Genomic DNA, 2459 nt, shown 5'->3' with positions numbered 1-2459 from the left:
GGATCGGGTGTCGGCCCGGGTCGTCTTGAGGGCGTGCAGCGAGTCGGTCTCGCGTCCTCGATGGTGCTGCGGCGCGGTGCGTCGTGGTCCGCTGTTGTTGTCAATGTGGGCTACGAATACATCGGGGTCGTCGAGGAATCGGCGACGACGTCACAGCTCTGGCGGTCGGTGTCTTCGTCATCGCTCCGTTCACCTACAAGGCCCAGTTCTCCCGAACGTGACCCAGGCCGCAAGGTAGCGGTGTGGGCTTCCCCTCGTAGCGTGGAGGCATCGCCTCAAGGAGGTTGGCGGTGACGGAGACACGACGGAGGTTCGATCGTGAGTTCCGCGATGGTGGCGGTTCGGATCCTCCGTGAGACCGGGAAGCCGATCGCGCAGGTGGCCCGGGATCTGGGGATCAATGAGGGCACCTTGGGGAACTGGTGCGCCCAGGACCGGCGGGCACGGGGTGAGGGCGGCGGCCCGGTGACTGAGGACGAGCGCGCGGAGCTGGTCCGGTTGCGGCGGGAGAACGCGGAGCTGGCGATGGAGCGTGATGTCCTCAAGCGCTCGGTGGCCCTCTGGGTGCGGGATGCGATGCGGTGAGCACGGCCGCATTCATCGCTGCTCAGAGGGCGGAACATGCGGTGCCGCATGCGGTGTCGTGTCGGGCATTGGGTGTGTCACCGGCCTGGTTCTACAAGTGGCGGCCGGGTCAGCTGTCCGCTGCGCCGTCAGCGGCGGGCGGTCTTGGCCGCGTTGATCAGTTACGTGTTCAACAAGCATCGCGGCACGTACGGGTCGCCCCGGATCGCCGCCGACCTGGGTGATCTGGGGTGGCGGGTGAGTGTCAATACGGTCGCGGAGATCATGGCCGAGCGGGGGTTGGCGGCCCGGCGCAAGCGCCGGTGCCGGGGCACCTGTCATGGGCGCGGCCCTGGGGGTATCCGGTGTCCTCGACCAGGTGCCCGACAAGATCGACAGCTTGGGCCTGTTGCTCGGGATGTGCGTGCTGGTGTACTTGCAGTCCATGCCCGTGATCGGATGGATGGTGGTGGGCTGATGTCCCTCGCAACGAGGCCGCATGGGGGAGCCCCAGAGCAGGTCGCATCGGTCCTGCTGCCACCCGCCGACCCGACTCTGCTCGATGCGCTGCAGCGGGCGCTGCCGGAGCCGGGACAGCTGCGCACCCGCGCGCTGGACCGATTGGCCCTGGGTCACGACGCCTCGCACTACTTTCTGGCTCCGACCGCGGTCGTCAGTCCGCGGGACGCGTCCGACGTCGGCCGGCTCTTCGCGGTCTCGGCCGCGCGGGGGGTGCCGTTGACGTTCCGGTCCGGCGGCACCAGCCTGTCCGGGCAGGCCGGCACCGCCGGCATCCTGGCTGACACCCGCAAGCACTTCCGGGGCATCGACGTGCTGGAGGACGGCGCCCGGGTCCGGGTCGGTCCCGGTGCCACGGTGCGTCAGGTGAACGCTCGGCTGGCCCGGTTCGGACGCAAGCTTGGGCCCGATCCGGCCAGCGAGATCGCCTGCACGATGGGCGGCGTCGTCGCCAACAACTCCAGCGGGATGGCCTGCGGCACGACCCAGAACACCTACCAGACCCTGGAGTCGCTGGTCCTGGTGCTGCCCAGCGGCACCGTCCTCGACACCGGCGCGGCCGACGCCGACGAGAAGCTGCGGTCGACCGAGCCGGCGCTGTACGAAGGGCTGGCCCGGCTGCGGGGCCGGGTCCGCGACAACACCGAGTCGCTGCGCATCATCGCGGCCCAGTTCGCGATGAAGAACACCATGGGATACGGGCTGAACTCGCTGGTCGACCACACCCGGCCGGTGGACATCCTGACCCACCTGGTGATCGGCAGCGAGGGCACGCTGGCGTTCGTCGCCTCCGCGATGTTCCGCACCGTGCCGCTGCTGCGGCACGCGATGACCGGGCTGCTGGTGTTCGAGGACCTGTCCGGCGCCACCGGGTCGCTGCCCGCCCTGGTGTCCACCGGGCCGGCCACCATCGAACTGCTCGACGCGACGTCGCTGCGGGTGGCCCAGGCCGACCCAGCCTGCGACGAGATCATCCGGCGGATCACCGTGAACCGGCACTCCGCGCTGCTGGTCGAGTACCAGGCCGACTCGATCGAGGCGGTCAGCGACCTGTCACAGGCCGCCGGCCCGGTGTTGCGGTCGATCCCGGTGACCGGGCCGGCCGAGCTGACCGCCGACCCCAGGGCCCGGGCCCGGCTCTGGCACACCCGCAAGGGCCTGTACACCACGGTGAACGAGGCCCGGCCATCCGGCACGACTGCGCTGCTGGAGGACATAGTCGTCCCGGTCCCGACGCTGCTGGACACCTGCGAGCAGCTGATCGACCTGTTCGCCAAGCACCACTACACCGACAGCGTGATCTTCGGGCACGCCAAGGACGGCAACATCCACTTCATGCTCACCGAGCGCCTCGGCGCCGGGGGAGACCTGCAGCG

Annotated in this window: 3 protein-coding genes; all 3 read left to right on the top strand. The window is 69.7% G+C overall.

The window, feature by feature from the left end; all coding sequences use genetic code 11:
• The first annotated feature begins 318 nt into the window (after window positions 1-318).
• Entirely contained in the window at window positions 319-585 is a 267-nt protein-coding gene (locus VF468_18095) for a transposase (protein ID HEX5880202.1), read from the top strand.
• Window positions 586-904: 319 nt separating this feature from the next.
• Window positions 905-1042 carry a hypothetical protein gene (locus VF468_18090; GenBank protein ID HEX5880201.1) on the top strand — a complete coding sequence of 46 codons (138 nt, stop codon included), beginning with the start codon at window positions 905-907 and terminating at the stop codon, window positions 1040-1042.
• Window positions 1042-2459 (top strand): FAD-binding oxidoreductase (locus VF468_18085; GenBank protein ID HEX5880200.1); only part of this gene is annotated, 1418 nt, incomplete at its 3' end. The genes VF468_18090 and VF468_18085, both read left to right, overlap by 1 nt.

It is taken from the genome of Actinomycetota bacterium (genome assembly GCA_036280995.1).
Classification (GTDB): domain Bacteria; phylum Actinomycetota; class CALGFH01; order CALGFH01; family CALGFH01; genus CALGFH01.
Note: the sequence above shows the minus strand (reverse complement) of the source record. Positions and strands in the feature narration are given on the sequence as shown.